A 26,468-nucleotide genomic window follows, 5' to 3' on the forward strand; every position below is an offset into this window, starting at 1 on the left:
AAATCCAAAACCGACTTTCTCCACGTGACACCCACCACACGACCCACCGGGCCGTTTTCGCTTCCGGGACTGCGCCCGGTGTTAGCGTCCTTCTATGAACACGAAGCCCGATGATCAGTCATCTGCGTCTGTCTGTCCGTCCGGCTCACAGACCACACCAGTCAACGCAACAGCCGGGGCCAGAGCGACTGCAGACGCCCCACAATCCGGGAGTCCGATCGCGGTCATTGCCGGGGCTTCGGGATTCATCGGCGGAGAAGTTCTCACTGCATTGCGGTCCTGGGGGTACGAGACTCGGACGATCGGCCGCTCCCCTGCCCGTTCCACCGTCACATGGGATGACCCGGACGGCATCGCTGGGCTCGTCGATGGCTGCGACCTGCTCATCAACCTCGCCGGCCGCAGCGTCGGGTGTCGGTACAACGATGCGAATCGGCAGGAGATCTGGGACTCCCGCGTCCAGACGACTCGCACTCTCCATACGGCGGTGGCAGCCGCCTCGGCGCCGCCCCGTCTGTGGATCAACTCGAGCACGGCCACCATCTACCGCCACGCGATGGACCAGCCCCAGACTGAGGACGATGGCGACATCGGCGAGGGATTCTCGGTCGACATCGCGAAAGCCTGGGAGAAGGAGCTCTTCGCCGGATCTTTGCCGGCGACCAGACGAGTCGCGCTCCGGATGGCGATCGTGCTCGGTGACGGAGCGGCGTTGAACATGTTGGCCACCGCAGCCAGGTTCGGAGCCGGCGGAGCCCAGCATGAAGGGCGTTGGTTCCCGCACCGACGCTATCGCGGGATCGGCCCGGAGGCTTCAGGGCCGAGGGTCTGGCGGGGGCATCCCCCGACTCACGGGCGGCAGCGATTCAGCTGGGTTCATATCGAGGACGTGCTCCGCGCCATCCGTTTCATCGACGACCATGAGGAGCTCAGCGGCCCGATCAACATCTCGAACCCACAGGTCTCGGACAACCGCTCGCTCATGACAGCGCTGCGCAAAGCGGTCCGTATGCCCGTAGGGATCCCCGCCCCGCGGTGGCTGCTCGAGACCGGAATGATCGTCCTGCGTCAGGAGTCGGAACTCGTGCTCAAGAGCCGGTGGGTGCTGCCCGCACGGCTCGAGGCTGCCGGATTCGACTTCAAATGGACCGATGTCGAGGCCGCCGCCAAGCACCTGCTGCGCTGAGCTCGACGTCCGCTTCTCATCACCGGCTTGGTGAACCGGCCGACTCCTCGGGTGGACTATCAGCCGGCGGCCGCCTCGGCGGGGATTCCCTGTTCGACGCAGTCTGCACAGTAGGGCTGCCGACCCTTCCCCGTGCATTCGGTGCACCTCAGGTACTGCTTGCGGCAGTCGAGGTTCGCACAATTGACGAACTCCGGTGTCTTCTTCTCGCAGGACACACAGTGGCCGATCGACTCGACGTTGTCGCCGAACTCGACGTGCATGCGTTTGTCGAAGACGTAGAGAGAGCCGTCCCAGTAACCGGAGTTTCCGAAGGTCTCGCCGTAGCGGACGATTCCGCCGTCGAGCTGGTAGACCTCTTCGAACCCGCGGTTCTTCATAAGCACGGACAGGACCTCGCAGCGGATCCCGCCGGTGCAGTAGGTGACGACGGGTTTGTCCTTGAGGTCGTCGTACTTGCCGGATTCGATCTCGGCGATGAAGTCACGCGTGGTGTCCGTGTCGGGGACGATCGCGTCCCGGAACTTCCCGATCTGCGCTTCCATCGCATTGCGGCCGTCGAAGAAGACGACATCCTCGCCGCGTTCGTCGAGGAGTCTGTGCAGGGCTCCCGGTTTGAGGTGCTGGCCGCCGCCTCGGACTCCGTCTTCTGTCACGGTGATCTCGTCCGGTGTGCCGAAGGTGACCAGCTCCTTGCGCACCTTCACGCTCAGGCGCGGGAAGTCATCGCCCTGACCGTTCGACCATTTGATGTCCGCGCCCTTGAATGGCGCATAGGATTTCGTCGCCCGCACATACTGCTTCACGTCGAAGATGTCCCCGCCGACCGTGGCGTTGATGCCGTCCTCGGACACGATGATCCGCCCTTTGAGCCCAAGGCTCTCAGCCAGGGTGTGCTGCCACAGCTTGACCGCTTCGGGGTCGGACAGCGGGGTGAAGACATAGAACAGGACGATCTTGGGAGTTGCCATGACCCCCATTCTAATTGGGCTCGCCCAGTGCTCCCCTCGCCGAGGTGGCCGACCGTGGCCGTGTCAGTTCCCTGTCAGTCCGCCCCACCCCGTTCCCTGCCGGGCCGGGCCGCCCCGACCCGCGCCCGGGTGTCCGCGGGCCAGCCGTGGACGCACTTCGCCCGCGCAGTGGGGACACGGCTAAGATTGGGCGTGAGTGCCGTGTCGTATGAAAGGGCCCCTTAGAGGACATGTCGTCAAACCTCAGTTCTGCGGATTCCACGCAGGTCGATTCCGCGCAGGACAATGCGAAGCAGGTCAAGGAGACGGTCGAGTTCGCTGCGGCGAATCCCGATGTCGATCAGCCTTACGCCGATCTTGGCCTCAAGGCCGACGAATACGAGCAGATCAAGGAGATCCTCGGACGTCGCCCCACCTCGGCGGAGTTGGCCATGTACTCGGTCATGTGGTCCGAGCACTGCTCGTACAAGTCCTCGAAAGCCCACCTCTCGAAGTTCGGTGACAAAGTCACCGAGGACATGAAGAAGCACCTGCTCGTCGGCATCGGCGAGAACGCCGGCGTCGTCGACATCGGCGACGGCTGGGCCGTGACGTTCAAGGTCGAGAGCCACAACAGCCCCAGCTTCGTCGAACCCCACCAGGGTGCGGCCACGGGTGTCGGCGGAATCGTGCGCGACATCATTTCCATGGGCGCCCGCCCGGTGGCCGTTATGGATCAGCTGCGCTTCGGACGCATCGACCACCCGGACACTGCCCGCGTCCTCCACGGCGTCGTGGCAGGCATCAGCAACTACGGCAACTCCCTGGGTCTTCCCAACATCGGCGGCGAGACCGTCTTCGATCCCAGTTACCAGGGAAACCCCCTGGTCAACGCCCTGGCTGTCGGAGTCCTGCGGCATGAGGACATCCGCCTGGCCAATGCTTCGGGCAAGGGCAACAAGGTCGTCCTCTTCGGGGCCCGCACCGGTGGCGACGGCATCGGCGGCGCCTCGATCCTCGCATCCGAGTCCTTCGACGATTCGAAGCCCTCGAAGCGTCCTGCGGTGCAGGTCGGCGACCCCTTCGCCGAGAAGGTGCTCATCGAATGCTGCCTCGAACTCTTCCACGCCGGAGTCGTCGAAGGCATCCAGGACCTCGGTGCCGCGGGAATCTCCTGCGCCACCTCGGAGCTGGCCTCCAACGGCGACGGCGGAATGCACATCGCCCTCGACGACGTGCTGCTGCGCGATGAGACGCTGACCCCTGAGGAGATCCTCATGTCGGAGTCGCAGGAGCGCATGATGGCCGTCGTCCGCCCCGACCGACTCGAGGAGTTCCTCGCGATCGTCGGCAAGTGGGAGGTCGAGACCTCCGTGCTCGGCGAGGTCACCGACACCGGCCGACTCATCATCGAATGGCGCGGCGATGTCATCGTCGACGTGCCCCCGCGCTCGGTCGCCCACGATGGCCCCGTCTACAACCGCCCCATGAACGCACCTGCTTGGACCGCCGAGGTGGCTGCCGACACCGTCGAGGCTTCGGGCCTGGCAAAGCCCGAGTCCGATGACGAGCTGCGCTCGACGATGCTGCAGCTCGCCGCATCCCCGAACCTGGCCTCGAAGTCGTGGATCACCGCCCAGTACGACAAGTACGTTCAGGGCAATACCGCGCAGGCGTTCCCCGACGATGCCGGAGTCGTCCGCGTCGACGAGGAGACCGGACTGGGCGTGGCCATCGCCACCGACGCCAACGGTCGCTACACGTTCCTCGACCCGGCCCGCGGAGCTCAGCTGGCACTGGCCGAGGCCTACCGCAACGTCTCCACCTCCGGTGCCGTCCCGCGCGCTGTCACAGACTGCCTGAACTTCGGATCGCCCGAGGATCCAGCGATCATGTGGCAGTTCGCGCAGGCAGTCGAAGGCCTCGCTGACGCCTGCAAGGACATGGGCATTCCCGTCACCGGCGGCAACGTGTCCCTGTACAACCAGACCGGCGGAGTCGCCATCCACCCGACACCGGTCGTCGGTGTGCTCGGCGTCTTCGACGACGTCAACCGCGCCACCCCGAGCGGGTGGCAGGAGCCCGGCCAGACCATCTACCTGCTCGGCACCACCGAGGCTGAGCTCGACGGTTCGGCGTGGGCAGACGTCACGGCCGACCACCTCGGCGGGGTTCCTCCGCAGTACAAGCCGGCGGCGGAGAAGGAACTCAGCGAGATCCTCATCAACGCCTCGCGCGACGGCATGATCGATGCCGCGCACGACCTGTCCGAGGGGGGCCTGTCGCAGGCGCTCGTCGAGTCCTGCCTGCGGTTCGACACGGGTGCGCGCATCTGGCTCGACGAGGTGTGCGAGCGTGACGGCGTCGACGTGTTCACCGCACTGTTCTCCGAATCGACGGCACGTGCGATCGTGGCTGTGCCGCGGTCGGAAGAGGTCCGGTTCAAGGACATGTGCACGGCCCGCCGGTTCCCGTTCGTGCGCATCGGCATGACCGATGCCGGCGATCCGGAGCCGAGTCTCGACATCGTCGATCACTTCTCGATCGGCCTCGACGAACTGTGTGAGACCCACGAGGGCACCCTGCCGAACCAGTTCGGCGGAAGCGTTGCGGCGGTGACCGAAACCGCGGTCTGAGCGATTACCACCGACCACTGATGCCGGGACGGCCCCTCAGCCTCGACATGACCAGCTGCAATTGGTCTTCTCGAGGCTGAGGGGTCTTTTCGCTGTCGCCCTGTGCCAGGACGACCCGGTCGATGCGGAAGCTAGCAGGATGAGTCTGAAGCCTACTCCGGGTTCGCGCCCACGTTGCTGCGGCGCCATCGATCGCGCAGCGGTCCGACTATGCCCCAGACGAGCGCAGTGAAGAGGGCGACGATCGTCCAATAGATCAGCCAGAACGAATCCGACCAGCCCGCGATCGCCATTCCGACTGCCAGCAGGGCAATGGTGATCGCCGAGGCGGTCAGACACCGCAGCCAGTACGCGGAACTGGTCCGGTCCGGCACCGGCGCGTCCTCGACGGCGGTGGAGTGCTTCTTCGCGAAACGCCGGTCGACGCGGGCGATGGCCTCAGGTCCGAACACGATGGAGAAGCCGACGTAGAACGCGGCCATTCCGTGGCTGAAGTCCGACGCTGCTCCCCGGTGCAGATCGATGTACGTCAGGACGATGATGACGATGTCGATGATGGGAGTGGCAACGAGGAGAACCGTCGAGGCCGCGCGCCATCGCAGCAGGTACCTGGCGCACACTCCGGCAAGCAGGAAGATCCAGAACAGCGCTTCACCGGCGAGTATGAACAAACAGCATCGGGTTCCTCGCTCAATTACGTGGGTTTCTCGTGTCTCGCTCGTCCGAATCTAGTGATGAGGGTTCGACCACTGTTCGGGCCCCGGCCGCCACTGATTCGGATCGGGCTGGATTGTGTGACCCGATGGCGGATACGGCTGCGGCGCGTAGCCCTGCTGAGGGACGGGCCCCGGCCGGCTCGGCGGTGGTGCCGTTCCCCCGCTCACTCGACCGAGCAGATGACAGAGCCCGAGAACCCCGAAAGTGACGGCCAGCCACACAGCTTGCACGACTACTGTGACCATGAGTCCCCCGGCCAATTGAGCAGCCAGCATCTGATCGAACAGCGAGTTGACGACGTTCAGCACCACTGCGATGGCGACGGCGATGACGAGGATCCACCACCGGCGGTTGCGGGCGACGTTCCATCCGCAGAAGACTGCGGACAGATAGAACCCGCTCACGACGCCCTGGATGACCGTCATGGTCAGCATCGAATCAGTTGGTCCGGCTCCGCTCATACCCACGATCGCCGACATCAGCGGACTGAGGACCAGCAGGGCGAGGCAGCCGACCACGAAGATCGCAGCCCCGACTGACCTGCGCACCCACGTCGTGTTCTTCACCAGCAGGATGGCGATCGTGCCGAGGACAAGCCGCAGGCATCCGGCCACGATCGTTCCGACGCTGAATAGAACGATGGTGTCCTGTCCTCCGGTGAAGCTCATCGGGGCCAGCACCAGCGCCGGGAGCGCTCCGACGATGAGCGCTGCCCAGAACAGCGACCGCGCGAGCCATCCGGGATGCCGGGACACTGCCGTATGCGACATGACTGACGTACCCGGTGCGGTCTGCGTGCTGGATGGTGCCTGCATTCTCGATGGCACCGGAGGATGTGGTGGCGCCGGAGGGTAAGCGTACGGATCTGATCCGTGCGAATCTGCTGCGTGTGATGGCGGCTGATGCGGATTCGACCGGCGTTGTCCATCTTGGCCGTGCTGTCCAATGCTCATAGCCCCACCCTACGGTCCATCCGCGCTGGACACTCGAGGTCACGTGACCGTAGATGACACCGACCGCACATGCACGACTGCGAATGTGATTGCCTGAAGAAGAACGATGCGGCTTTCGCCGGCAACGGTCTCAGAAGCGCAGACGAACGACACGACGATCAAGGAAGAGGAGTCAGTCATGGCGACGATTCGCACATCCCATGCGGGATCCTTACCCCGCACACCCGAACTCATCGAGGCCAACAAGGTCAAGCAGGCGCAGAACACCGCCCGTCTGGCCGGTGAGTCCGTGTCGCAGGAGCAGGAGCAGGAATTCGACGAGTTGCTGACCGCCAGCGTCACCGACCTCGTCAAGCGTCAGAAGGATCTGGGCATTTCGCTGCCCAACGACGGCGAGTACGGTCACGCCATGGCCGCTGACTTCGACTACGGCGCTTGGTGGCACTATTCGTTCGCCCGCACCGGTGGGCTCGAACTCCACGACATCGACCTGTGGGAGATCCCTGCGAACCGCTCGACGCCGGGCAATATCGTGCTCACGAGCATGCCCGACCGCCGCGACCGCAACCTCTTCCCGAACGTCTACACGGACCCGAAGGCCGGCACCGACACCGGGACCCAGCCCCAGTTCCCGAAGGCGACGGGTCCGATCAGCTACATCGGTCAGGACCAGGTCAACCGCGATATTGCGAACCTCAAGGCCGGTCTGGCCGCCGCGGGCTACGACGAGCGCGCCGGCTACATCAATGCGCTCTCCCCCGGATCGGCATCGCGCATCGCCGACGAGCACTACTCGAGCGATGAGGAGTTCATCTGGGCATGGGCCGATGTGCTGCGGGAGGAATACCTCGCCATCACCGAGGCGGGGCTGACCGTCCAGATCGACGATCCCTCCCTGGCCGAGAACTTCGACCAGATCAATCCGGAACCGTCTTTCGATGACTACCGGGCGTTCATCCAGGTCCGCATCGACGCACTCAACCATGCGCTGCGGGGTATCGACCCGGCTCAGGTGCGTGTGCACACCTGTTGGGGTTCGTGGCACGGACCGCACGTCACCGACCTGCCGTTCATCGAGATCGTCGACCAGGTGCTGTCGATCAACGCCGCCGGCATCACCTTCGAAGCCGCGAACGTCAGGCATGAGCACGAATGGCGGATCTGGGAAGAGAAGAAACTGCCAGAGGGCAAGTACATCATTCCCGGAATCGTCTCCCACTCGACCAATGTCGTCGAGCACCCCGAGCTCGTCGCCGAACGCATCGGTCGGTTCGCTGGTCTCGTCGGCCCGGAGAACGTCGTGGCCTCCACCGACTGCGGCCTGGGCGGACGCGTCCACCCGGACATCGCCGTCGCGAAGCTGCAGTCTCTGACCGAAGGTGCCGAGATCGCCTCGAAGCGCTTCTGACCAACACCGTCAGAAACACCGGTCCCCTCCGCTCGGCATCCGCGCCGAGCGGAGGGGATCTCTGTATTACGCCCCTCCGCCGAGCTCCTCGTCGAAGCAATCTGCCAACGTCGGGTGGGCGAACTGGTAGCCGGTCTCTTCGAGCTTCTCCGGCACCACTCTCTGATCCGCCAGCGCAAGCTCCTTCGCCCCGTCGCGTCCGAGCATAAGCTCGGTGATGAAACCGGGCGTCGGGATCCAGGCGGGGCGACGCAGGTGGGCGGCGAGCGCCTCGGCGAATTCAGCCTGCGAAACGAGATCAGGGGCGACAGCGTTCACCGGTCCCCGCACATAGTCGTAGAGGACGGCGTGCACATACGCGCGCGCCACGTCGTCGAGGGAGATCCAAGCCAGGGCCTGCTCTCCGCTGCCCAGCCGACCCCCGGCGCCGGCGAGGAACAGCGGCGCCTGCAGTTTGAGCAGACCGCCCAGGGAGCTGAGCACGACTCCGGTACGGATCGACACCCGCCGGATCCCTGCGTCCTCGACACCGGCCGCCGCCTCTTCCCACTTCTGGCACAACTCGGCGAGGAATCCCTCGCCGGCCGGTCCGGTCTCGTCGACAGGTTCGTCGGCCTTGGCCCCGTAATAGCCGACCGCAGAGGCGCAGACGAAGACCGACGGGCGCTTCGCCTCGGGCAGACCGCGCATCGTTTCGACGAGCAGCCTCGTCGAGTCGATGCGGGAGGACCAGATCTCGTCCTTCGCATGCTTGGTGAACCGAGTGGCGATGGATCGCCCGCCGAGGTGGACCACCGCATCCGCCCACGCGAGGTCCCGTGGATTGAGGATTCCCAGATCCGGATTCCAATGCACCTCGTACGGGAACTTCGGGGTCTCGCGCACGAGGAGCCGGACGAAATGTCCGGCGGTGGAGAACAGGGCGGCCACCTGGCGTCCGATCATTCCGCTGCCGCCGGCGATGAGGATGTGTTTGCCCTTCTTCCGCGTCAGCAGGGGCGCGTTCGTGGATTCGAGGAAGTCGATGTCCATGAGCATCCGCTTGCGACGAGCGTCGAAGGTGGCCTCAAGGTAGCGGGTGAGGCCCCGATCGATGACGTCGAAGCCCTGGGGAGCCATGGAGAATTCGATGTGGTCGTCGATCTTCGTCCCGCCGGCGACCGACGTGAACTCGTGCGTGTGCTTCCATTGGCTCAGCGGTCCTTTCTTCAGCTCGTCGACGAAGGAGAACCGCGACGGGCCTTCCGAGTGCACGGAGCTGAATGGCCGTCGTACGAGCCCGTAGGTGCCGGGCACGCTCGTCTTCACCTGCGCCACCGAGCCCGGAGCGATCGGAGGATAGCTCTCTTCGACGATCTCCTGCGCCCAATGCGGTGAGAGACGTGTCAGCGCTCCTGGCTGAGCATGCCAGTCGTAGGTGGTCTCCGCGCCGAGCGGAACTTCAGATGTCGACTCAAAGATGGTCATAGCATCCCTCCTACCTCGAATGATGCCACCCGTTTCTGAGAATGTGACCCGCAACTCACCTAAGACCAGGTGAATTGTTCTCGCCGAGGCGGCTCACCCTCACAGCCGACCTGCTCCGGCCGTCCGGCGGGGCCCCGAAACCTGCTTCCGCGTGTTCGAAGTGTGGGCACAGTGATCTCGCCCACACTTCGAACACGCGGTTGTAGCGCGGTCAGTCGGCGGCGGGGATCTTGCCGAAGCGGAACGCCGACCAGAAGTCTCCGCGCACGTAGCCGTGCTTCGGTTCCGGGTCGAAGTCCCAGTGACGGGCCCGACCGACCTTGAGCGCATCGGCGACGAGCTGACGGCTGCGCTGCGAACCGAGCACATGCTCCTCGAGGTGCTCTAGATCGTAGCGGGATTCGAGCTCCCCGCGCATCTCCTTCAGCGTCTGGGCATAGGCCGGATCCTCGGCACGGTTGACCAGCTCATCGGGATCCGCCGCCAGGTCGAAGAGCAGCACCGGATCGCCCGGGCACACCGTGAGCTTGTGATCCCCGCGCACCAGTGTGACCTGCGGGCGGTAGGTGCCCTCGGCGAAGTATTCGATGACGACATCGCGATCCTCGGGTCCGAGCTCGCCGGCGGCTTCCCGCCGGGCGGATTCGAGCATCGAGATTCCGCTCAGCCCCTCGTCCGTCGCCGAGGCGGGCCCGGCGCCGGATTCCTCCGTTCCCTCGGCACCCCCGCGGGCGATCTCGAGCAGAGTCGGTGCGAGGTCGACGAGGCTGACGGGGTTCGCATACCGGCCCGGGGCGATCACCTCGGCGGGTGCGTTGATGATCAGCGGAACCCGGGAGGACTGCTCGTACGGGGACATCTTGAACCACAGCCCCTTCTCCCCCAGCATGTCCCCGTGGTCGCTGGTGACGACGATGACCGTGTTCTCTGCCAGGTCGAGTTCCTCGAGCCTGCGCCTGATCGCCCCGACGTGGTCGTCGATATAGTTCACCGCCGCATAGTAGGCCCGGCGGGCCCGCCGCACGTCGTCGTTTCCCGGTTCGCGTTCGTCGAGGCCGCACATGGTGCGCAGTCGGTGGCTGTGCGGGTCCACGGCCGGATCGGGGACCTCGGGGTGGGCCGGGTCCGGGATGGCCACCTCGGCGAACCGGTCCCAGTTGGCCTTCGGCGGCTCGTACGGGTCGTGGGGGTGGATGAACGAGGTGACCATGAGGAACGGCTGATCGGTTCCGGCGGCCTGGTTCGCGCGCTTGCGATCGTTGAGATGACGCAGGGTCCTGAAGATCACCTCGTCATCGAAGTCCTGCTGGACGTTCGCGGTCGCCGCACCGGCGGTGAACACCGGCTCGGCCTCGTGGTACCACTGCAGCTTCTGCTCCAGGGGACGGTCCCAGTCGGGCACCATATCGAGGTCGGCCGGGTACACGTCCGTGGTCAGGCGCTCTTCGAAACCGTGGTGCTGATCAGGTCCGATGAAGTGCATCCGCCCGATGAGCGCGGTGTGGTAGCCGAGCTTGCGCAGACGGTGGGCGAAGGTCGGCACCGAGGCCGCGAAGTCATCGCCGTTGTCCAAGCAGTCGATCTCCGAGGGCATCCGACCGGTCATCATCGACGCCCGCGACGGCGAGCACAGCGGAGTATTGCAGTACGCGCGGTCGAAGACGGCTCCGTCGGCGGCCAGAGCATCCATGTTCGGGGTCAGCGCGGCCGCATCACCGTAGGCGCCCAGGGCTTGGGCGGCCATCTGGTCAGCTTGGATGACGACGATGTTCGGGGTGGTCATGAGCGGTCCTCTCTGCGGTCGGATTCGGAGTCTGATTCCGGGGCGGATTCGGCCGCCGAGGCGGCCCCGGAGTCCCCGTCGGTCGTCGAGGCGGCGGCCGCCTCGGTGTCGGTGGATTCCTCGGTGTTCGTGGATTCCTCGGACGTCGCGGAATCCTCGATGTCGGAGGATTCGTCCTCGGGCATCCAACCGTCGGCCCATTCGCCGGTTTCGTAGTCGAAGCCGACGGGTTCGCCGTTCTCGTCCGTGCGCTGGTACCAGTCGGTGTAGTCCTCGTGCTCGGAATCGATTCCGCCGTTCGCGCCGTCACCGGGTTCGGTGGGCACGACCTGAAGGGCGAAATCGTCACCGTACGCATCGGCACCGGCGACCACGGCGTTGTCCACCGCGTTGAGCGCGTACTGACGACGCAGGGCGAGCGGGTCGGTGCGCAGCTCCTTGAACCAGGCGACGATGATGAAGAGCATGACGAGCGCGAACGGCACCGCTGTGACGATGACGAGCTGCTGGAGCCCCTCGAGTGCGCTGGCGTCGCCGAGGAGGAGCATCACCACGGCGATGCCCGACATCACCAGGCCCCAGAACACGACGACCCACTTCTTCGGCTCCTGATCACCACGACTGGCGAGCATGCCCATGACCACCGAGGCGGAATCCGCGGAGGTGATGAAGAAGATCGCCAGGACGATGATGGCGACGAACGGCAGCCATTCGACATAGGGCAGGTTGTCGATGAGGGTGAAGAACACCTCGGGGGCTTCCATGCTGTCGGTGAAGCCCGAGGCTCCGGAACGGTACATCCAGATGGAAGTTCCGCCCATGATCCCGTAGGCGACGAAGAGCAGCGTCGAGGGGATGAAGATCGTGCCGAGGATGAACTGGCGGATCGAGCGACCGCGGGAGATGCGGGCGATGAAGGTGCCGACGAACGGCGACCAGGAGATCCACCAGGCCCAGTAGTAGACGGTCCACAGGGACTGGAATTCCTGCGTCTCGGCACCCCAGGACAGGGACCGGCCCATCATGTCGAACATCGACCCGAGGTATTCCATGAACGCCGAGGGCAGCAGATTGAGCAGGTAGAGCGTGGGCCCGAGGAACAGCACGAGTGCGACGATGCCCACGGTCAGCACGATGTTGATCGACGACAGGTAGCGGATTCCTCGGGAGACGCCGGAGACGGCTGAGATGATGAAGCCGACGGTGAGGACGAGGATGATGATGACGAGCATGTTGTTCGTCATCGGTCCCGCATCGGCGACGATGCTGACACCGGTGCCGATCTGCATGGCCGCGATCCCCAGGGCCGCGGCCGTACCGAAGAGAGTGGCGACGATCGCGAAGATGTCGACGAGCTTTCCGGCAAAGCCCTCGGTCTGACGTTTGCCGAACAGGGTCTGGAAGATCGAGGACAGCAGCAGGGAGCGACCGCGACGGTAGGCGGCGTAGGCGATGGCACCGCCGACGAGGGCATACATCGCCCAGGCGTGGAAGCCCCAATGGAAGTAGGTCTGGGCCATCGCCCCGTGGAGCGCCTCGGTGGTCTCCGGGTCATTCGTCAGCGGCGGCGGTGAGATGAAGTAGGTCAGGGGTTCGGAGGGCCCGAAGAAGAGGACGCCGATGCCGATGCCCGCCGCGAAGAGCATGGCGACCCAGGAGAAGGTGGAGAACTCAGAGGTCTCCCCGTCCTTTCCCAAGGGGATCTTGCCGTAGGGAGAGAACGCGAGGATGAGGAGGGAGACGAGGATGATGATCGCGACGAGGTTGAACAGCCACCCGACGTTGAGGGTGGCCCAGTCATAGGCTGTCTGAGCGACAGCGGCGACGCTGGCGGGGCTGGAGATGCCCCAGATGACGAAGGCGACGGTGAGGCCGCCGGCGATGGCGAAGATGATCTTGTCCAGCGAGTACTTGCGCCGCTGTTCGTCGATGGCGATTCCGGGCACGAGGATCGGGTGGGTGTCGTGCGGGTAGTGGCCGTGTGTTTCTTCGAGGTCGGCCTTCACGGGGCCGCGCGGGCGGCGGTAGTCGAAATCGCCGAGCTTGCGGCCGGTCTCGCGGCTCACTCGCCCGGCTTCGGCACTCACGCGCTTCGCGTCGGCCTTGATTCTCTCTCGTGAGGCCGAGTGGGACCGCGTCCCACGGGCCTCCTGCTGTGCCGAGTCAGGACTGGGATCTGATTCGGTATCGGACTTCTTCTGAAGGTCGTCGGTCATACGCCAACTCTTTCCGGTAGAGGGGGTCAGTGATGAATAGCAGTGCCCAGCCACCGGTCGGCGCGGCATACGCGACGTCGCCCGCTGACACTCGTCGGTCAGCGGTCAGGTGTTCGTTGAAAGGAAATGAAAGGCGGCCGGGCCGGCAGTCTGCGTCAGCGGCTCAGGGCTCTCCGCCCCACCAGCCGACGGCTACGGGCTCCCATGAGTCATTGGCGAAACCGCAGCTCGGACGCTCCGCATTCGGGGTCGCAGTTCCACGGTCACGCGGAAGGACATCACCGATAGGAGGCACAGTTCTGGACGATAACAGCTTCCTCCCGGCTTCTCAATAAATTCTCAGCAACGAGCAGGCACGGCCGGTGCCAGATCTGCGGCCCGCCGATTCGCCACAGCCGGGTCAGCCGGGCCAGGTCAGTCGACTCGCCACAGCCGGGTCAGCCGGGCCGGTTCAGCCGAGTTCGACGAACATGACGCCGACGGTGATGAAGCCGATGCCGATGAGCGCCTTGCGCGTCAGCGGATCGTTCCAGATCACGCGGGAGAGCAGGCACACCAGCGCGACCCCGCAGGCCGCCCAGAGCCCGTAGGCGACGCCGAGCGGCATTCCCTCGGCGAGGGTGCGGCCGAGGAAGACGAAGGCCGCGGTGTAGCTGACGGCCACGGGGATGAACCAGATCTTGCGCTGCAGTCCGGCGCTCGCGCGCAGACACAGAGTGCCCGCGACCTCGCTGAGGATCGACAGTGCCAACCACATCCAGCTCATTCGGGCACCTCCGCATCGACGGTCTCGGATTCCTCGGGGGTGCCGGATTCGACGAGGACGACGCCGATGATGATGAGGGCGATGCCGATCACGGCACCGACGCTCAAGAGCTCACCGAAGAACACGACACCGAGCATGGCGACGAGGGCGACCCCGCTGGCCGACCACGTGGCGTAGACGGCACCGAGCGACATGCCGAGTCGTTGAGTCAGCCCGAGGATGAAGAAGGCTGTGGCGTAGAGGACGATGACCCCCGGGATCCACACGGGATCGGTGACCGAGGCGCGCAGCATCAGGGTGGCGGCCACCTCGGCGAGGATGGCTGCGACGAGGAGCAGAAGACGTTTCGAATTCATGCGGTCACCTCCGTTTCGGGGGCGTCGGACGTTCTTTCAGCGGCATCGATGAGGGCAAGGGCATGCTTGCTGACGGCCGCGAGATCATCGGAGGGAAACACTCCGGTGGCTTCGGACATCCATGCGCCATCGGCGCAGAACCGAGCCGCGGTCAGCAGCGATACCGCACGATCGTCGAGTCCTGTGGTGTCGAACCACGGGCCGAGGTGCTCACTCCATGCCCGAGAGAGCTTCGGGTGGTAGAGGGCATCGGAGAAGATCCAGTAGTCGGCGCGGGAGACCTCGGCGGTGGTGGCCACGGTGACATAGGCGCGGTGCCGCTCGAAGCTCGACAGTTCCGAACTCGAGCGCCCTGTGTGCGTGCGCAATCGCTTGGCCCAGTCCTCGGCGGCATGGCCGACGAGCCCGAGCATGAGCGCTTCCTTGGACGGGAAGTGATACAGCAGACCCGGCTTCGTCAGTCCCGCCTGCTGTGCGACCGACTCGAGCGAGATCGTCACGCCCTGCACCGAGTCATGCGACTCCGCCAGGTCCTTCGCCGCCCGCAGGATCCGCATCCGTCCATCATTTGCCATGCTCCTACTTTACCAACCGGTTGGTAAAGTACGCCAATTCGGAAGAGAGGGCGATCCGCACCACCTCGGTGCGAACCGCCCTCTCGTCCACGCGCCTCAACCGCGCGCCGGGCTCGGTTCAGTTGAGCAGTGCCCGGTCGCCCAGTGTCGCTCCCTTGAGTTTCGAGAATTCGCCGAGCAGGGTCTCGACGGTCAGGTCCTTCTTCTCCTCGGCCGAAGCCTGATAGATGATCCGCCCCTCGTGCATCATGATCAGCCGGTTGCCCAGCGCAATCGCCTGCTCCATGTTGTGGGTGACCATGAGCGTGGTCAGCCCGTCGGCCTCGACGATCTTCTTCGTCAGCGCCGACACCAGGGCCGCACGCTGCGGGTCGAGTGCCGCTGTGTGCTCATCGAGCAGCAGGATCCGCGGCTGAGTGAATCCAGCCATGAGCAGGCTCAGCGCCTGGCGCTGACCGCCGGAGAGCAGCCCGACCTTCGTCTTCAGCCGGTTCTCCAGGCCGAGTTCGAGTGTGGCCAGTTCGTCCTTGAAGTGTTCGCGTCGCTCCGAGGTCGTCCCCCGACCCAGCCCGCGCGGTTGTCCGCGTTTGAGCGCAAGCGAGAGGTTCTGCTCGATCGTCAGATCCGGAGCGGTGCCGGCCATCGGATCCTGGAAGACTCGGCCCAGATATCTCGCCCGCTTGTACTCGGGCATCCGGGACACCTCGGCGCCGTCGATCGTGATCGAACCCGAATCGATGGGCAGACGACCGGAGATGGTGTTGAGCAGCGTCGATTTTCCCGCACCGTTGGAGCCGATGACGGTGACGAAGTCGGATTCGTCGAGTTCGAGCGAGAGCCCCTGCAGCGCCTTGCGTTCGTTGACGGTGCCGGCGAAGAAGGTCTTGGCGATGTTGTCGATCTTGAGCATGGTCTCAGATCTCCTTCCCGGCTCGTGCACCGGTCGCGCCGGCGGGGACGTCGGCGACCTCCGCCGGGTCCTTCATATCGGTCGTCCCCTGCGGCACCGAGGCGGCTGCGCGGTTTCCGCGGCCGCGCAGGGAGGGGATCCGTTTGAGGAAGCCCCACCTGGGCAGCAGCAGTGCGATGACGACGAGCAGCGCGGTGGTCAGCTTCATATCGTTCGTGTCGAGGCCCGCACGCAGGGCGAGGAAGATGATGAGTCGGTAGACGACCGACCCGAGGAGCGCCCCGAGGCTGGCCATGAAGATATTGCGGCTGCCGAAGACGGCCTGGCCGAGGATGACCGAGGCGAGTCCGACGAGGATGAGGCCGATGCCCATGCTGATATCGGAGAATCCCTGGTACTGGGCGACGAGTGCACCGCAGAGGGCGACGAATCCGTTCGACAGCGCCAGGGTGAGCATCGTCGAGTTGTCGGTGTTGACGCCGAGGCTGCGGATCATCTCTCTGTTGTTGCCGGTGGCCTGGATGGCCAGCCCGAGATCGGTGGTGAGGAACCAGTCGATGGCGAATTTGAGGATGAGGGCGAACGCGAGCAGGATCGCGATCGACACCCAGCTGCCCAGCAGCATGTTCTCGCGCAGCGGGGTGAACACGGTGTCTTCTCGCAGGAGCGGCAGGTTCGCCTTCCCCATGATCCGCAGGTTGATCGACCACAGGCCGATCATGGTGAGGATTCCTGCGAGCAGCCCGTCGATGCCGCCCTTCGTGTGGAGCAGACCGGTGATGTAGCCGGCGATGAGTCCGGCGCCGATCGCGGCGGCGGTGGCCAGGAAGGGGTTGACCCCGGCGATGATGAGGGAGGCTGCGGTGGCGCCGCCCGTGGTGAAGCTTCCGTCGACGGTGAGGTCGGGGAAGTTGAGGACCTTGAAGGTCAGATAGACCCCGAGCGCCATCGCGCCGTAGATGAGCCCGAGCTCCAATGCTCCGAACATGTGTTTCCGTTCATTTCTGGTGTGTGGTTCGAGGTGGCCCCGAGGCTGTCGACAGGACTGCCGACTGCCTCGGGGCCGGTGACGTCGGTGCGGTCGAGGAGTTCAGGACTCCGCGCACCGGATCACCGGGTGTGACGTGTGCCGATCACTCGATGACGTTGTCGGCTTCGTCGACGAGACTCTTCGGAATCTCGACGCCCTGCGCCTTCGCGGCCTTCGGGTTGACTACGAGCTCGAGGTTCGAGCTGGTCTCGACGGGCATATCGGCGGGCTTGCTTCCGTCGCGGAGGATCTTCAGAGCCATTTCGCCGGTCTGTTCGCCGAGCTTCGTGTAGTCGATGCCGCGGGTGATCGCCGCACCGGATTCGACCTGGCCGGCTTCGGATCCGACGAGCAGAGCCTTGTTCTTCTCCGCCGCCTGGACCATGGTCGACACCGCCGAGACGACGTTGTTGTCGGTGGGCACGTAGTAGGCGTCGACCTTGCCGAGCGAGTCCACGGCCTGTGCGAGTTCGCCCGAATTCGCGATCGTCGCTTCCTTGATCGTCACGTCGAGGTCCTTCGCGGCCTTCTTCGCGAGATCGACCTGCACCTGCGAGTTGACCTCACCTGAGCTGTAGACGATGCCGACGGTCTTCGCATCCGGCTTGACGTCTTTGACCAGCTTGAGCTGCTCCTCGACCGGGTTGAGGTCGGAGGTGCCGGTGACGTTGCCGCCGGGCGCATCGTCGGAGTCGACGAGTCCGGCTTCTTGGGCGTCGGTGACGGCGGTGAAGAGCACGGGCTTGTCGGTGATCGCCTGGGCTGCGGCCTGAGCGGCCGGGGTGGCGACGGCGAGCACGAGGTCGAGGTCGTCGTTGGCGAACTGCTGGGCGATCGAGGTCGCATTGGCCTGTTCGCCCTGTGCGTTCTGCACATCCCACTCCACCTCGACACCGGCGTCCTCGAAGGACTTCTTGAAGCCTTCGGTGGCGGCATCGAGCGCCGGGTGCTGCACGAGCTGTGAGACACCGATGGCGAACGAGTCCTCCTGGCCGCCGCCGTCACCGCCCTCGCCGCCGGAGCAGGCCGAAACCGCAAGAATCGAACCGACCGCCACAATCGCTGTGGCCAATTTCCTGAGACGCATTCTTCTCCCTTTCGGAATTTCGGTCCGCCGGTGCGGATCCGTCACGAATTCTGCATTCGACACCGACGCTCCCCGCGCGCAAGGAGATGACGGCAATGCAGATGAATGATGCGCCGCCTGGTCACAGACCTTTCTGCGACCATGACGCGCATCACGTCGAATGTGATGATATCCACTCTATGGCCCGGCACTGACGCCGGGTGCCGATTCCGGGTTTTGGAGACAATCGTCCCAGTATCGTTATCTGCGGCGACAGTCGTCCCCTCAGGCCTCTATTTCGGCATCCGATCGTCCCAGCACATCGAGGATCCACGCGTACTCGAAGGCGATCTCCTTCCATGCGTCGTAGCGTCCGGACGCCCCGCCGTGGCCGGCGACCATTTCGGTCCTGAGCAGGGCGTCGGCACCGACTTCGCGGAGTCGGGCGACCCATTTCGCGGGTTCGACGTAGAGGACTCGGGTGTCGTTGAGCGAGGTCACGGCCAAGATCCGCGGGTAGGCCGCCTCGGTGACGTTTTCGTACGGAGAGTACGAGCGCATGTACTCGTAGACCTCCGGATCGTGCAGCGGGTCGCCCCACTCCTCCCATTCGATGACCGTCAGCGGCAGCTCGGGCATGAGGATCGAGGTCAGCGCGTCGACGAAGGGCACTTCGGCGCTGATTCCGGCGAAGAGCTCGGGGGCCGTGTTCGCGATGGCGCCCATGAGCAGCCCGCCGGCCGAGCCGCCGCTGGCCACGAGCCGGTCCGGGCTCGTCCAGCCGGTGTCGATGAGGTGGCGGGCGACGTCGATGAAGTCGGTGAACGTGTTCTTCTTCGCCGTGGTCTTGCCCTGGTCGTACCAGTGTCGGCCCATTTCGCCGCCGCCACGCACATGGGCGATGGCGAAGACGACGCCGCGGTCGAGCAGAGACAGCCGTGAGACCGAGAAGTACGGATCCATGCTCGCTTCGTAGGAGCCGTACCCGTAGAGGAGCAGCGGTGCCGGCTCCCCTTTCGCCGAGGCGGCCGTGCCGTTCATCGCGTCACCGCCGTCGCCCGTTCCCTCCATCTCCGAGGCGGGGGTGTCGTCATCGCCGAACTGGTGGAGATCCTTGCGGCAGACGATCGAGATCGGGATATCCGTGCCGTCGTCGGCCTTCGCCCACAGCAGGGTTTCGGTGTAGTCGTCCAGGTCGACCGATCCGAGAACGGGCTGACGTTTGAGAACCGTGTCAGTGCCGTCTGCGACCCTGTGGGAATAGATCACGGCGGGTGTGGACATGGAGGTGAAGTGCAGTCGGATGCTCGCCTGTGCGAATTCGGGGTTGCTGCCCAGGTAAAGTGACCCGGTCTCTCGGCCGAAGGGCAGCTCCTGCAGCGGACCGAACGGAGAGGAGGCCTCGCACAGGCGGACGATGCCGACGCGCGCGAAGCCGCCGCGGCGGTAGCTGAGCACGATGAAGTCGGCGAAGGCGTCGACGTCTTCGATGCGCAGGTCGTCGATGCTCAGCTCATGACTTACGCCTGAATGCGCACCGGCGGCGATGATGTCGCGGCCGGCTGCGGTCGGTTCGGCGGCCGGGACGTCGACGAGTTCGAAATCGGCGCGGTTGCGGTTGTGGGTGATGAGGAACCGGTCCTCACCGCCGATGACCGCGTGCTCGACGTTGTACTCGACCCCGTCGACTCGGGGCCAGATCTCCTGCGGCTCGGCCTCGAGGTCGTCGGCGCTGAGGCTCCAATAGCCGGTCGTCGTCTTCGACCCGGTGACGACGAACATCATCCGGCCCGAACGAGAGAAGCCCGATCCGACGAAGAAGCGCTCATCGGGTTCATGGAAGATGCACACGTCGTCGCTGCTGTCGGTGCCGACGACGTGGCGCCACACCTTCTCCGGTCGCCAGGCGTCGTCGACGGTGGTGTAGAAGACGAACCGGCCGCTCGGGTCGAGGGAGGCTCCGGCGAAGGTGCCCTCGATCGTGTCGGCGAGGTCGTCTCCGGTGCCCAGGTCGCGCACGCGCAGTGTGTAGCGCTCGTCGCCTGTGGTGTCGACGCCGTAGAGGAGTCGGCTGCCGTCATCCGAGAGTGAGAAGGAGCCGAGGGAGAAGAATTCCTGGCCTGCGGCCGCGATGTTCGAGTCGAAGACGACCTCTTCGCCGGGCAGAGGCTCTTCGCCGACCTCCGGCGGGGTCCAGTCGTCTGGGTCCGAGATGGGGAGCCGGACGCTGATGCCGTAGTCGAGTCCTGCCTTGGTCCGGGAGAAATACCAATACCGCCCACGCCGGTTGGCCACGGACATATCGGTCTCTTTGATGCGCGTTCTGATCTCGGTGAATATCGATTCCTGCAGCCCTTCGAGGTGAGCGGTCTGCGCGTTCATCCAGGCGTTCTCCGCCTCGAGGTGGGCGATCACCTCGGGTGACTCCTTCTCACGCATCCACTCGTAGTCGTCGACGAAGGTATGACCGTGGTGCGTGCGCTCGAACGGAACCTTCTTCGCCACCGGTGCCGATGCCGGGGTCGCGGTCGTCGAGGCTGCGGGGTCTGCGCCGGAAGTTTCGCTCATGACGTCAGCCTAGCTGCCGGTCCGGAAACCCCGGCACCCGACCGATGTATCGCCGCCGACTCCGCGCTGAGCAGAATGCACTCAACGCGCTCAATGAGCAGAACGCGCAGAGTGAGCACAATCTCGCACTCGACACTCAGCAACCTCTAAGGTGAGTCTCACATCACACCTGCCTTCAAAGGAGAAGTCCGTGCCACAGGCGCCACCTCCCGAGGGTTCCGTGACGGAATCCTCCCATCCCTCCCGACGAACGTTCGGTCGCATCGCCTACGGGGCGATCGCCTTGGCGGCGATCGGAACGGCGACGACATACTCGGTCAGGGCCGCCTCGGCGAAGGGCGACCTGTCATCGAATCTCACGCTCATCGCTCCGGCAGGCGCCGGCGGCGGATGGGACGGATTCGCCCGCGAGACGCAGCAGGCAATGCGCGTCGACCGGCTCGCCAACAACGCCCAGGTCGTCAACATCCCGGGCGCCGGCGGCACCATCGGCCTCGGCAAATTCTCGACCATGCACGGTCAGGCGGACACGATCCTGGCCACCGGCACCGCCATGGTCGGCGGAATCGCGCTGAACAAGTCGCCGGTCGGCTTCGACAACACGACCCTGCTCGCCCGGGTCGCCGAAGACTACGATGTGCTCATCGCCGCCGCGGATTCCCCGCACAACACGATCGACGATGTCGTAGGTGCGTGGAAGAAGGATCCGAAGGGCTTCGTGTGGACGGGCGGTTCGGCCGGGTCGGTCGACCATCTCACCATCGCTCAGCTGGCATTGCTCGGCGGGATCTCCGCCTCCGACATCACCTATATCCCGAAGTCCGGCGGCGGCGAGGCGATCCAGACTCTGCTCTCGGGGACCACCGACTTCGCCTCCTGCGGCTTCAACGAGGTCTCCGACCAGATCGAGGCCGGACGCGTCAAAGCCATCGGGGTCGCCGCACCGAAGCGGATCAAGGGCTTCGACGATGTGCCCACCATGTCCGAACAGGGCTATGAGGTCACGCTGACGAACTGGCGCGGCTGGCTCGGTGCGCCGGACATCACCGGAGACGAATCCGCTCAGCTGCTCGAGGTGCTGACCAAGACCCGCGACAGTGCGGCGTGGAAAGACGCTCTCGATCGGAACAAGTGGACCGACGTGTGGCTGACCGGCGACGAATTCGCCGAGTTCGTCAAGGAGGACTCGTCACGGGTGGAGAAGCTGCTGAAGGAGTTGGGACTGTGAACGCACAGACGACGGAACGGACGGGCCACCTCGGTGCCGGAACCTGGTGGCAGGGGCGGTCGGGTCTCATCGTCCCCCTCATCATGGGGGCGTTCTCGACCTATCTGCTCGTGGGCATCCTCACCATGGAGGTGCCCGCGGATGCGGACAAACCCGGTCCGCAGTTCTTCCCGACGATCACCATGCTCGTCGGCTACGCGCTGACGATCCTGCTCGTCATCGCCTATATCCGCAATCCCGAACCCGTCGATGTCGACGAGGAGCTGCCGGCCGCGGCCGAGGAGGACAAGGCGTTCTCGACTCCGGTCACCTCGGCGGTGTCGGCCTCGCGCCTGTCCCCTCATGAGGAGGACGAGCCGGCAATCGACCGCCAGGCTCTCGCAGCGGCCCGAGCCGCCGATCAGAGGCACCGCACGCACAGCGACTTCGTGTCCCTGGCCTGGGGCGCCGGCGGATTCGCGGCCTTCGCTCTCATCCTCGAGTTCGCCGGGTGGATCATCGCCGCAGCCCTTCTGTTCTGGTGCGTGGCCCGGTCGATGGGCTCGAAGAAACCGCTGTTCGACCTCACCCTGGCGCTGACATTCTCATCCCTGGTCTACATCGCCTTCGCGGTGCTGCTGGGACTCAACCTTCCTTCGGGAATTCTGGGAGGTGGCTTCTGATATGGACGCCCTCATGTCCCTCTTCGAAGGGTTCACACACGCTCTGACGCCGATGAACCTGCTGTGGGTCCTCGTCGGCTGCTTCCTCGGCACCGCCGTCGGTGTGCTGCCGGGCCTGGGTTCGTCGATGGCCGTGGCTCTGCTGCTGCCGATGACCTTCGCGCTGGACCCCACGGGTGCGTTCATCATGTTCGCCGGCGTCTACTTCGGTGGACTCTTCGGCGACTCGACGATGGCCATCCTCATGAACACCCCGGGCCAGGCCTCTGCGATCGCCTCGACCTTCGAAGGCCACAAGATGGCCAAGGCCGGGCGGGCCCCGCAGGCTCTGGCCACGGCTGCGATCGGCGCGTTCATCGGCGGCTTCATCTCCTGCTTCCTCGTCGTATTCGTCGCCCCGGCGCTGGCGGACCTGTCGACGAGCTTCGGCCCGGCCGAGTTCTTCGCCCTCGCGCTCTTCGCCTTCGTCGCCACCTCCTCGGTGGTCGCCGATTCGGTGCTCAAGGGGCTCACGGCACTGGTGCTGGGCATCGGCTTCACAGTCATCGGCATCGACTCGGTCTCCGGTACGGAGCGTTTCACGCTCGGTGTCCCCGAGCTCTTCGACGGAGTCTCCCTGGTCACGGTGACCGTCGGTGTGCTCGCCCTCGGTGAGGTGTTCTTCATCGCCTCCCGCATCCGCCGTCAGACCAAGGACAACACGATCAACTCCTCGGGTCGGCCCTTCCTCTCCCGCAAGGAGGTCGGCGAGGCTGTGCCGGCATGGCTGCGCGGAACCGCGATCGGCCTGCCCTTCGGCGTCATCCCCGTCGGCGGTGCCGATGTGCCGACGTTCATGGCCTATGGCCTGGAGCGCAAGCTCGATTCCCGCCGGAAGGATCCGCAGTTCGGCAAGGGTGCGATCCGTGGTCTTGCCGCCCCCGAGGCGGCCGGATCGGCGACGACGGGCATCGCCATGGGTGCGCTGCTGGCTCTTGGTCTTCCGATCTCGGCGACCGCGGCGATCATGCTCGCCGCCTTCCGTCAGTACGGCATCCAGCCCGGACCGCTGCTCTTCGACCGCTCCCCCGAGCTCGTCTGGGGTCTGCTGGCGAGCTTCTTCATCGCGATGATCGTGCTGCTCATCATCAACCTGCCCTTCGCTCCCCTGTGGGCGAAGCTGCTGAAGATCCCGGACCCGTACCTCTACGGCGGCATCGCGGTGTTCTGCGGTCTGGGCATCTACGCGACGAGCGCCTCGACGTTCGAGCTGCTCATCCTCTTGGGCATCGGTGTCCTCAGCTTCGTGCTCAAACGCTACGGTGTGCCGCTGGCTCCGCTGATGATCGGCATGGTGCTCGGTCCCCTGGCCGAGTCGAACCTGCGCGATGCTCTGCTGGCCTCCGGCGGTGACGCATCGACGCTCGTGTCCTCGCCGATCACGATCGTCATCTATCTCGTGCTCATCGCCGCTCTGGTCTACACCGGCATCGGCCGAGTGCTGGCCCGTAGGCGGCAGAAGCAGACGAACCAGGAGATCCTCGCTTCGACGCGCTGATCTCCGGGGTTCGTTCAAGCCGAAGTGCGGTGCCCGACCGTCGTTCAAGGCCAAGCGCGGATATCGAGTCGTCTACGATTCGATATCCGCGCTTCGGCTTGAACGACGGCGTTTGGCGCGTTAGCCGGCCTCCGGACACCACGCCGGGACGCTTGATGGGCCGCTCAGCCGAACCTCGGTGCGGGGTCGCCTCCGGACTCGATGCGGTAGGTGAACGTCCCCGCGTACTCGTAGACGCGTCCGATGATCGGCGCATCGACGACGAGGTCGACTCGCTGCCGGTCAGTACTGTCGTCGAAGCGCTCGCTCAAGGCGATGACCGGGCACATCGCTTTCGGGACAACAACTCTCAGCCGACCGAGCCGGAGTCCGACCCGGCGGCTCTGCAGTCGCAGTCCCCAGTCGACCACATCGACGTCGAATTCGGCTTCGACGATGGGCGGCTTCCCGAGCACATCGACGACACCCCGAGATTCGCAGGCTCCTTCGCCGCCCATCTCCGCTGAACGCCGGCCGGGGACGAACGACACCGCATCAACCATCGACCATGCGCCCTTGTCGAAGTACAGCGTCCGCGTCGCGGTCTGTCTGCCGTCGTCCGTCCGATTCTCGATACGGAACGGCACCTCACGGTGCACGCCGGGCACGATCACTCGGCGCCGACGGGCCACGGCGAGGATCGGCGACAGCCACCGCCGTTCGGTGCCGAAGCGGTAGAAGACTCCCTCGCCGATGCCTACCGATCCGGCAGGGATCGCCGCGAAGTAGCGGCGGAGCACTGGGTGCAGCTCGCCGAGGCGGGACCCGAGCGCGCGCTCGTACGGGGATCGGATCTCTCGGCTCATGCCTGTGAGTGTAGGGCATCCTTTTCGGTCGCCTCGGTATTCGCATCGGACATGAGCCGGCCAGCCCCCTTGAGTCCGACGCTCGTGAGCACAGCGGCGATGAGGACGAGGACGACGGCCGCACCGGCTGCCCACTGCACGCCGAAGTCGAAGGCTGTCACAGCCGCCTCGGTGATCCGCTCCCCGGCCGATGCGGTCAGCCCGGACGCGTATTCGAGGGCGGAGCCGAGCGTATCGAACTGGGCTCTGTCCGCTTTGTCCCCGATCTCGGACTGCAGCGCGGATCCGTACATGAAGGTCGAGAGCCCACCGAGGACGGTCGTACCCATGACGGATCCGAATTCGTAGGCGGTTTCCGAGATCGCCGAGGCGGCTCCGGCCTTGTGAGCTGGGACCGCAGCGAGAATGAGGTCGTTCGTGATGACTTCGGCGGCGCCGAGTCCGATGCCGAGGATGAGGAAGGCCAGCAGCATTCCCACCACGGAGTGCTCGGGCGTGAAGGCGATGATGCCCATGCCGATCGCATTGAGCACGAGCGCGCAGGGAACGACGACGCGCGGTTCGAAGCGAGAGATGAGCGGCACCGCGAGATAGCCGGCCGCGACCGAGGTGATCAGCCCCGGAATGAGCACGAGGGCGGCATCGATCGGAGAGAGTCCGAGCACGAGCTGGAGCAGCTGCGTGCCGAAATAGAGGAATCCGGCCAGTCCCATGATGCTCAGCAGGTTCGACACCACCGCCGAGGTGAACACGGAGTTCGCGAACAGACGGACGTCGAGCATCGGGTTCGATGTGGCGAGCTGACGGAGGACGAAGCTGGTTCCGGCGACGATGGCCACTGACAGACTCAGCCAGAAGAGGATGTCGGCGCCCGATGCCAGGCTGTGTTTGATAGCGAAGACGAGCGGTGCCAGGGCAAGCATCGACAGGATGATGGAGAACGGGTCGAAACGGCCGGGGTTCGGGTCGCGCGATTCGGGCAGCAGGATCGCGGCCGCGGGGATGAAGAGCGCGATGAGCGGCAGGTTGATGAAGAAGACCGAGCTCCAGTGGAAGTGTTCGAGCAGAAAGCCGCCGAGGATCGGACCCAGCGCCGCACCGCCGGAGAACATCGCCGCCCAGGTGGCGATCGCGATGCGGCGGTCTTTGTCGTGGTCGAAGATGTTGCGGATGAGCGACAACGTCGAGGGCATGAGGGTGGCGCCGAAGATGCCCAGCAGGGCACGGGCGAGGATGAGCATCTCGGCGGTGGTGGAGAAGGCCGCGAGCAGTGAGGCCGCACCGAATCCGGCAGATCCGATGATGAGCAGCTTGCGTCGCCCGACCCGATCGCCGAGGCTGCCCATGGCCACCAGCAGACCGGCGAGCATGAGCGCGTAGATGTCGACGATCCACAGCAGCTGCGTGCCCGTCGGGTGCAGACCGGTGCTGATGGCCGGGATCGCGAAGCCGAGGACCGTGTTATCGATCGAGATCAGCAGCACGGGGACCATAAGCACCGCCAGTCCGGCCCATTCGCGCCGTCCGGCCCGCAGCTGTGGAGTCAGTGTCCTCGTCATAACCTCTACTGTACCGTCTAGACGGTACAGTTATAAAGGCGGATAGCGGT

Annotated in this window: 21 protein-coding genes; 6 read left to right on the plus strand and 15 right to left on the minus strand. The window is 65.2% G+C overall.

Annotation, left to right across the window (positions count from 1 at the left end; genetic code table 11):
* Positions 1–94: 94 nt before the first annotated feature.
* Positions 95–1,186 (plus strand): epimerase, encoded by a 1,092-nt coding sequence (locus tag GUY37_RS15415; protein ID WP_166827363.1) that lies wholly within the window; start codon positions 95–97, stop codon positions 1,184–1,186.
* Between the two features lie 59 nt (positions 1,187–1,245).
* Here GUY37_RS15415 and trhO read toward each other — a convergent pair whose 3' ends face one another.
* Complete coding sequence (gene trhO / locus GUY37_RS15420) at positions 1,246–2,157, minus strand: oxygen-dependent tRNA uridine(34) hydroxylase TrhO (protein ID WP_166827366.1); 912 nt, start codon at positions 2,155–2,157, stop codon at positions 1,246–1,248.
* Between the two features lie 230 nt (positions 2,158–2,387).
* Here trhO and purL point away from each other — a divergent pair, with 230 nt between their 5' ends.
* Entirely contained in the window at positions 2,388–4,772 is a 2,385-nt protein-coding gene (gene purL / locus GUY37_RS15425) for a phosphoribosylformylglycinamidine synthase subunit PurL (protein ID WP_166827369.1), read from the plus strand.
* A 152-nt stretch (positions 4,773–4,924) separates the two neighbouring features.
* On the opposite strand, the gene GUY37_RS15430 is transcribed toward purL, so the two are convergent.
* Together GUY37_RS15430 and GUY37_RS15435 are read right to left on the minus strand one after the other, a co-directional pair.
* Positions 4,925–5,443, minus strand: a complete 519-nt coding sequence (locus GUY37_RS15430; protein ID WP_166827373.1) for a hypothetical protein — start codon at positions 5,441–5,443, stop codon at positions 4,925–4,927.
* A 57-nt stretch (positions 5,444–5,500) separates the two neighbouring features.
* The gene (locus GUY37_RS15435; RefSeq protein WP_166827376.1) at positions 5,501–6,244 is read right to left on the minus strand and encodes a hypothetical protein; all 744 of its coding nucleotides are present in this window, start codon (positions 6,242–6,244) and stop codon (positions 5,501–5,503) included.
* Between the two features lie 376 nt (positions 6,245–6,620).
* Between GUY37_RS15435 and GUY37_RS15440 the strand changes: the two genes are divergently transcribed.
* A complete protein-coding gene (locus tag GUY37_RS15440; protein WP_166827379.1) occupies positions 6,621–7,850 on the plus strand; it encodes a cobalamin-independent methionine synthase II family protein in 1,230 nt (409 codons plus the stop codon).
* A 66-nt stretch (positions 7,851–7,916) separates the two neighbouring features.
* Here the strand turns inward: GUY37_RS15440 and GUY37_RS15445 are convergent, their stop codons facing one another.
* The 10 genes from GUY37_RS15445 to GUY37_RS15490 all read right to left on the minus strand — a co-directional run bounded on the left by GUY37_RS15445 (position 7,917) and on the right by GUY37_RS15490 (position 20,587).
* Positions 7,917–9,317, minus strand: a complete 1,401-nt coding sequence (locus tag GUY37_RS15445) for a TIGR01777 family oxidoreductase (RefSeq protein WP_166827382.1) — start codon at positions 9,315–9,317, stop codon at positions 7,917–7,919.
* A 211-nt stretch (positions 9,318–9,528) separates the two neighbouring features.
* Positions 9,529–11,100, minus strand: a complete 1,572-nt coding sequence (gene betC / locus GUY37_RS15450) for a choline-sulfatase (RefSeq protein ID WP_166827385.1) — start codon at positions 11,098–11,100, stop codon at positions 9,529–9,531.
* Positions 11,097–13,316 carry a BCCT family transporter gene (locus GUY37_RS15455; RefSeq protein ID WP_208094688.1) on the minus strand — a complete coding sequence of 740 codons (2,220 nt, stop codon included), beginning with the start codon at positions 13,314–13,316 and terminating at the stop codon, positions 11,097–11,099. Before GUY37_RS15455 ends, betC begins: the two co-directional genes overlap by 4 nt.
* A 451-nt stretch (positions 13,317–13,767) precedes the next feature.
* Entirely contained in the window at positions 13,768–14,082 is a 315-nt protein-coding gene (locus GUY37_RS15460; protein WP_166827388.1) for a DMT family transporter, read from the minus strand.
* On the minus strand, positions 14,079–14,438 hold the full coding sequence (locus GUY37_RS15465; protein ID WP_166827391.1) for a DMT family transporter: 360 nt from the start codon (positions 14,436–14,438) through the stop codon (positions 14,079–14,081). Before GUY37_RS15465 ends, GUY37_RS15460 begins: the two co-directional genes overlap by 4 nt.
* A complete protein-coding gene (locus tag GUY37_RS15470; RefSeq protein WP_166827393.1) occupies positions 14,435–15,013 on the minus strand; it encodes a TetR/AcrR family transcriptional regulator in 579 nt (192 codons plus the stop codon). Before GUY37_RS15470 ends, GUY37_RS15465 begins: the two co-directional genes overlap by 4 nt.
* Before the next feature lie 118 nt (positions 15,014–15,131).
* Positions 15,132–15,923 (minus strand): ABC transporter ATP-binding protein, encoded by a 792-nt coding sequence (locus GUY37_RS15475; RefSeq protein ID WP_166827396.1) that lies wholly within the window; start codon positions 15,921–15,923, stop codon positions 15,132–15,134.
* Between the two features lie 4 nt (positions 15,924–15,927).
* On the minus strand, positions 15,928–16,911 hold the full coding sequence (locus GUY37_RS15480; protein WP_166827399.1) for an ABC transporter permease: 984 nt from the start codon (positions 16,909–16,911) through the stop codon (positions 15,928–15,930).
* A gap of 145 nt (positions 16,912–17,056) precedes the next feature.
* Complete coding sequence (locus GUY37_RS15485) at positions 17,057–18,040, minus strand: ABC transporter substrate-binding protein (RefSeq protein ID WP_166827402.1); 984 nt, start codon at positions 18,038–18,040, stop codon at positions 17,057–17,059.
* 264 nt (positions 18,041–18,304) lie between these two features.
* On the minus strand, positions 18,305–20,587 hold the full coding sequence (locus GUY37_RS15490) for a S9 family peptidase (protein ID WP_166827405.1): 2,283 nt from the start codon (positions 20,585–20,587) through the stop codon (positions 18,305–18,307).
* Between the two features lie 190 nt (positions 20,588–20,777).
* Between GUY37_RS15490 and GUY37_RS15495 the strand changes: the two genes are divergently transcribed.
* The 3 genes from GUY37_RS15495 to GUY37_RS15505 are packed head-to-tail and all read left to right on the plus strand — an operon-like array spanning position 20,778 to position 24,014.
* Entirely contained in the window at positions 20,778–21,815 is a 1,038-nt protein-coding gene (locus GUY37_RS15495; RefSeq protein WP_166827408.1) for a Bug family tripartite tricarboxylate transporter substrate binding protein, read from the plus strand.
* A complete protein-coding gene (locus GUY37_RS15500; protein WP_166827411.1) occupies positions 21,812–22,477 on the plus strand; it encodes a tripartite tricarboxylate transporter TctB family protein in 666 nt (221 codons plus the stop codon). The genes GUY37_RS15495 and GUY37_RS15500 overlap by 4 nt, the downstream gene beginning before the upstream one ends.
* Before the next feature lies 1 nt (position 22,478).
* Positions 22,479–24,014, plus strand: coding sequence for a tripartite tricarboxylate transporter permease (locus tag GUY37_RS15505; protein ID WP_166827413.1), 1,536 nt, complete (start codon positions 22,479–22,481; stop codon positions 24,012–24,014).
* A 164-nt stretch (positions 24,015–24,178) separates the two neighbouring features.
* Here GUY37_RS15505 and GUY37_RS15510 read toward each other — a convergent pair whose 3' ends face one another.
* Positions 24,179–24,859, minus strand: a complete 681-nt coding sequence (locus GUY37_RS15510) for a DUF4166 domain-containing protein (protein WP_166827416.1) — start codon at positions 24,857–24,859, stop codon at positions 24,179–24,181.
* Positions 24,856–26,418: an MFS transporter gene (locus tag GUY37_RS15515; protein ID WP_166827419.1), complete on the minus strand. Its 1,563-nt coding sequence runs from the start codon at positions 26,416–26,418 to the stop codon at positions 24,856–24,858. The genes GUY37_RS15510 and GUY37_RS15515 overlap by 4 nt, the downstream gene beginning before the upstream one ends.
* Positions 26,419–26,468 lie beyond the last annotated feature (50 nt).

It is taken from the genome of Brevibacterium limosum, assembly GCF_011617705.1.
Taxonomy (GTDB): Bacteria; Actinomycetota; Actinomycetes; order Actinomycetales; family Brevibacteriaceae; genus Brevibacterium; species Brevibacterium limosum.

What these genes read in the sequence shown, in the direction of transcription:
- GUY37_RS15415 (WP_166827363.1), top strand. Translation starts at nt 95, where the DNA reads ATGAACACGAAGCCCGATGATCAGTCATCTGCGTCTGTCTGTCCGTCC.
- trhO (WP_166827366.1), bottom strand. Translation starts at nt 2,157, where the DNA reads ATGGCAACTCCCAAGATCGTCCTGTTCTATGTCTTCACCCCGCTGTCC.
- purL (WP_166827369.1), top strand. Translation starts at nt 2,388, where the DNA reads ATGTCGTCAAACCTCAGTTCTGCGGATTCCACGCAGGTCGATTCCGCG.
- GUY37_RS15440 (WP_166827379.1), top strand. Translation starts at nt 6,621, where the DNA reads ATGGCGACGATTCGCACATCCCATGCGGGATCCTTACCCCGCACACCC.
- GUY37_RS15445 (WP_166827382.1), bottom strand. Translation starts at nt 9,317, where the DNA reads ATGACCATCTTTGAGTCGACATCTGAAGTTCCGCTCGGCGCGGAGACC.
- betC (WP_166827385.1), bottom strand. Translation starts at nt 11,100, where the DNA reads ATGACCACCCCGAACATCGTCGTCATCCAAGCTGACCAGATGGCCGCC.
- GUY37_RS15455 (WP_208094688.1), bottom strand. Translation starts at nt 13,316, where the DNA reads ATGACCGACGACCTTCAGAAGAAGTCCGATACCGAATCAGATCCCAGT.
- GUY37_RS15460 (WP_166827388.1), bottom strand. Translation starts at nt 14,082, where the DNA reads ATGAGCTGGATGTGGTTGGCACTGTCGATCCTCAGCGAGGTCGCGGGC.
- GUY37_RS15465 (WP_166827391.1), bottom strand. Translation starts at nt 14,438, where the DNA reads ATGAATTCGAAACGTCTTCTGCTCCTCGTCGCAGCCATCCTCGCCGAG.
- GUY37_RS15470 (WP_166827393.1), bottom strand. Translation starts at nt 15,013, where the DNA reads ATGGCAAATGATGGACGGATGCGGATCCTGCGGGCGGCGAAGGACCTG.
- GUY37_RS15475 (WP_166827396.1), bottom strand. Translation starts at nt 15,923, where the DNA reads ATGCTCAAGATCGACAACATCGCCAAGACCTTCTTCGCCGGCACCGTC.
- GUY37_RS15480 (WP_166827399.1), bottom strand. Translation starts at nt 16,911, where the DNA reads ATGTTCGGAGCATTGGAGCTCGGGCTCATCTACGGCGCGATGGCGCTC.
- GUY37_RS15485 (WP_166827402.1), bottom strand. Translation starts at nt 18,040, where the DNA reads ATGCGTCTCAGGAAATTGGCCACAGCGATTGTGGCGGTCGGTTCGATT.
- GUY37_RS15490 (WP_166827405.1), bottom strand. Translation starts at nt 20,587, where the DNA reads ATGAGCGAAACTTCCGGCGCAGACCCCGCAGCCTCGACGACCGCGACC.
- GUY37_RS15505 (WP_166827413.1), top strand. Translation starts at nt 22,479, where the DNA reads ATGGACGCCCTCATGTCCCTCTTCGAAGGGTTCACACACGCTCTGACG.
- GUY37_RS15510 (WP_166827416.1), bottom strand. Translation starts at nt 24,859, where the DNA reads ATGAGCCGAGAGATCCGATCCCCGTACGAGCGCGCGCTCGGGTCCCGC.
- GUY37_RS15515 (WP_166827419.1), bottom strand. Translation starts at nt 26,418, where the DNA reads ATGACGAGGACACTGACTCCACAGCTGCGGGCCGGACGGCGCGAATGG.